The organism is Georgenia sp. G2120, assembly GCF_055326485.1.
On sequence record NZ_JBUZNL010000028.1, the window covers coordinates 1 to 4,869 of the forward strand.

1 protein-coding gene and 1 pseudogene are annotated in these 4,869 nt (G+C 68.9%); both read left to right on the plus strand.

The window, feature by feature from the left end:
• Positions 1–539, plus strand: a pseudogene (locus tag ACZLMO_RS16645) (alkaline phosphatase); the annotation flags it as partial.
• 431 nt (positions 540–970) lie between these two features.
• The coding region (locus tag ACZLMO_RS16650) for a SpaA isopeptide-forming pilin-related protein (protein ID WP_463654376.1) at positions 971–4,869 on the plus strand (3,899 nt) is incomplete at its 3' end.

The following is a 4,869-nucleotide window of genomic DNA, read 5'->3' on the forward strand; positions in this document are numbered from 1 at the left end:
ACGCCTACTTCCTGTCCAACTCCCTCTACGGGGGCAACGCGGACATCGAGCTGACCTTCGGCCGCTCCGGGGACACCGTGCTCGTGGGTGACTGGGACGGCGACGGCGTGGACTCCTTCGCCGTCCGACGCGGGAACAGCTACTTCCTCACCAACCGCCACACCGGTGGGGACGCGGAGACCGAGCTGGACTACGGCCGCGCTGGCGACCAGGTCCTCGTCGGTGACTACGACGGCAACGGGACGGACACGTTCGCGGTGCGTCGTGGGGCCCGGTACTTCGTGTCCAACAGCCTGGCCAGTGGCTGGGCGGACGCGGAGTTCACCTACGGGCGCGGCAACGACCAGGTGCTCGTGGGTGACTGGGACGGGGACGGGAGCGACACGTTCGCCTCGCGTCGCGGGAACCTGTACCTGATGTCGAACACCCTCACCGGTGGTTGGGCGGACCGCGAGGTCCACTACGGCCGCTCGGGCGACGAGGTCTTCGTCGGCGACTGGAACGGCGACGGCTCCGACACCCTGGGTATCCGCCGCTGACATGATCGACGGGTGAGCGGGTGTCTGGCTGACAGGTGAGCCAGACCACGTAGCACGAGACAGCGTCCGTCTGCCGGATCCATGGCAGGCGGGCGCTGTCGTGCTGTCTGCCGGCCGAGCTCGGCCTGGTGGTTCGCGCACCGCTCATGCATGGCGGGTCCGTATCGAGCAACCCTCCTGACCAGGCCAGAAGGCCATGCATGGCCCGCTGCTGCCTGGCCGGGACCGTCGGGTGGACGGCAGGTGAACGACCGGAACATAGTTGACGACAAGATGGCGTTGACCGGGCGTTTCGTTTCCGGACGATGTGAGGATGGCTGAGGCGAGTCCTGCGCTCGTCGATTCCCTCCCCCCTGGTCAAGGAGCAGTTCAACGTGTCTCAACGCCCACTCAACGGACGGCGGGGGGTGGGACTCGGCGCAGTGGCTGCGATGGTCCTCACCCCTCTGGCCGTCCCCGTCGTCGCGGCACCCGCGGCGGCAGCCCCCGACGGCACCGACGTCATCATCAACGAGTACTACACGCGCGGCGGCTCCACCGGCCAGCCGTTCCAGCAGGACTTCGTCGAGCTCTACAACCCGACCGACGCCCCCGTCGACCTCAGCGAGATGTCGCTGCAGTACCGCGGACGCGGCAGCGGGCTGTCGCACGGCACGCACGACCTCTCCGGCACCATCCAGCCCGGCGAGTACTACGTCGTAGCCATGCGTGGCGGTGTCGACGCGCACGGCGAGGACCTCATCCCCTCGGCCGACGAGTACGCCGAGAACACCACGGCGAGCTACAACCTCGGCGTCATCGCGCTCGTCGACACGCAGGACACGATCGCGCTCCCGACCGGGTCGATCGACACGACGCAGCACGAGCAGATCATCGACCTCGTCGGCACCGGCTCCGTCAACGCGTACGAGGGCACCGCTGCCGCGGCGAGCCAGGGCGGTTCGACCGACCCCCGGTCGTGGCACCGCACGGACTTCGTCGACACCGACGACAACGCTGCCGACTTCACGATGGCCGCCCCGAGCCCGGGGACCGACGCCCCCGTCGTCGAGGACCCGATCGTCAGCTTCGCGATCAACGGCACGGACGGTGCGGCTGTCAACGGCACGCAGTGGACCTTCACCGACGCCGAGGGCTCGGCGTTCGTCGTCGTCGACGGTGGTACCGCCGACGGTGAGAACGTCCTCGGGGACACCGACCCGGCCCAGGGCGCGATCACGGTCGAGGGTCTGCCCGCCGGCGACTACACCGTGACCGACACGAGCTCGCTGCGCGCCTGGCAGCGCGCCGAGGCGTTCGAGGCGACCATCGAGGGTGGCGAGCAGTCGCTCGAGGACATCGTGCTCGACCTCAACGGCATCGCTCAGGTCCGGACGCACGACGCCGCCGGTGCATACGTCGAGGGCGCAACGGTCCGCTTCACGACCGCCAACGGCACGCAGATCGATGTTGTCGACAATGCCGAGGGCGACCACAACTCGCTCCCGGGTGTCATCAGCGTGGAGGGCCTGCCTCTCGGCGCCAGCACGTACGAGATCGTCGCGGCGCCCGAGGGCTACGAGATCCCGGCCGACGATGCCCGCTCGCGGACGTTCTCGCGCTCGGGCTTCAGCTTCGTCGATTACCGCGCCTTCGTGCTCCCCGCGACCCCCGTCGTTCCCGGCCCGCTCACGGTGAGCGTCGAGAACATGCAGGGCGACACGGTCGGCTCCACGGGCTGGCTGTTCACTGCTGAGGACGGCACGCAGTTCTACCTGGCGGACAACAACCGCAGCAACGGTGGCGAGATCACCACGCTGGAGGACACGGACAGCGCGTTCGGCTCGATCGTGGTCGACGGCCTCCCGGCCGGCGAGTACACGGTGACCAACGAGAGCGCGGGCTCCTCCGCCTACCGCGCTCCGGCGGCGGCCACGGTGACGGTCGACGGCGGCGAGCAGGCGCTCGTGCCGTTCGTCATGCTCGGCAACGGGCGCATCGCGGCATGGGTGACCGACGAGGCGGACGAGCCGATCGAGGGTGTGACCGTTCGGTTCACGCACTCCTCGGGTGAGTCCGTCGAGGTTGTCGACGGGTCCGAGCAGGACCTGGCTCCGGCGGCCGGCACGGTGCGTGCGGGCAACCTCGAGCTGGGTGACTACACGGTCGAGATCATCGAGGCCGAGGGTTACGACGTCGAGGCGGCCGAGGCCCTCACGACGACGATCGACTCCGGTACCTCCTCCCGGTTCGCCGGCGGCTGGGTCCTGACCGAGATCCCGGTCGTCCCGGGCCCGGTGACGTTCACGGTCGCCGACTCGTCCGACTACACCATCAGCAACACGGTGTGGCAGTTCACCGACGCCGAGGGCGAGACCTTCACGGTGGCGGACAACAACGCGCGTCAGGCCGACCTCGACGACGCGAACGACGCGAACGGTCAGGTGTCCGTCTCCGGCATCCCGGCCGGCGAGTACACGGTCGAGAACATCTCGGTGGCCTCGCCGTGGCGTGCCGCGGAGCCGGTCTCGGTGACGATCACCGGGGACGAGCAGGATCTGGGCGAGTTCGTCCTCCCGGGCAACGGGCGCATCGCGGCATGGGTGACCGATGAGGACGACGCGCCGATCGAGGGCGTGACCGTTCGGTTCACGCACGCCGACGGCACGAGCGTCGACGTTGTCGACGGGTCCGAGGCTGACCTTGCTCCGGCGGCCGGCACGGTGCGTGCGGGCAACCTCGAGCTGGGTGACTACACGGTCGAGATCATCGAGGCCGAGGGTTACGACGTCGAGGCGGCCGAGGCTCTCACGACGACGATCGACTCCGGTGCGGCGGCCGTCTGGGCCGGCGGCTGGGTCCTGGCCGAGATCCCGGGTCCGCTGAGCATCTCGGTGCTCAACACCCTGGGTGACACGGTCGGGTCGACGGCCTGGCTGTTCACCGCTGAGGACGGCACGCAGTTCTACGTGGCGGACAACAACCGCAGCAACGGTGGCGAGGTCACGACGTTGCGTGACTCGGACAACGCGTTCGGTTCGATCGTCGTCGACGGCATGCCTGCCGGCGAGTACACGGTGACGAACGAGCGTCACGGTTCCTCGGCCTACCGCGCCCCGGAGCCGGTCACGGTGACGGTCGACGGTGGCGAGCAGTCGCTCGAGCCGTTCGTCATGCTGGGCAACGCGTCCACGACCGTCTACCTGCAGGACGAGGCGGACGAGTACGTGGCGGGTGCGACCTTCCGGATCACCGACGCGGACGGCGAGAGCCGCGACGTCGTCGACGGTGGCGAGGGTGACGGCAACGACCGCGACGGTTACGTCGAGTTCGGTCAGCTCGAACTGGGCACCTACACGGTGACGATGGTCGAGGCGCCGGAGGGTTACTCCTTCGACGAGTCCCAGGAGCTCACGGTCACGCTGACCGCGGGCGCTCCGCACCGCTTCGCCGGTGGCCTCCGCGTCGCGGAGATCCCCGGCCCGGTCTCCTTCACGGTGGCCGACTCGTCCGACTACGCGATCAGCAACACCACGTGGCAGTTCACCGACGCCGAGGACAACGTCTTCGTCGTCGCGGACAACGACGCGCGGAACACTGACATCGCCAACCTGTCCGACTCGGACGAGGCGAACGGTGCCTTCTCGGTGATGGGCCTGCCGGCTGGTGAGTACACGGTGGAGAACATCGGCGTGGCCAGCCCCTGGCGCGCGTCCGAGCCCTTCTCGGTCACCATCACCGGGGACGAGCAGGACCTCGGCGAGTTGGTCCTGCCGGGCAACGGCCGCATCGCGGCCTGGGTGACCGACGAGGACGACGCTCCGATCGAGGGCGTGACGGTTCGGTTCACGCACGCCGACGGCACGAGCGTCGACGTTGTCGACGGGTCCGAGGCTGACCTTGCTCCGGCGGCCGGCACGGTGCGTGCCGGTGGTCTCGAGCTGGGTGAGTACACGGTCGAGATCATCGAGGCCGAGGGTTACGACGTCGAGGCGGCCGAGGCCCTCACGACAACGATCGACGCAGGGACGTCCTCCCGGTTCGCGGGTGGCTGGGTCCTCGCCGAGATCCCCGGCCCGGTCTCCTTCACGGTGGCCGACTCGTCCGACTACGCGATCAGCAACACCACGTGGCAGTTCACCGACGCCGAGGACAACGTCTTCGTCGTCGCGGACAACGACGCGCGGAACACTGACATCGCCAACCTGTCCGACTCGGACGAGGCGAACGGTGCCTTCTCGGTGATGGGCCTGCCGGCTGGTGAGTACACGGTGGAGAACATCGGCGTGGCCAGCCCCTGGCGCGCGTCCGAGCCCTTCTCGGTCACCATCACCGGGGACGAGCAGGACCT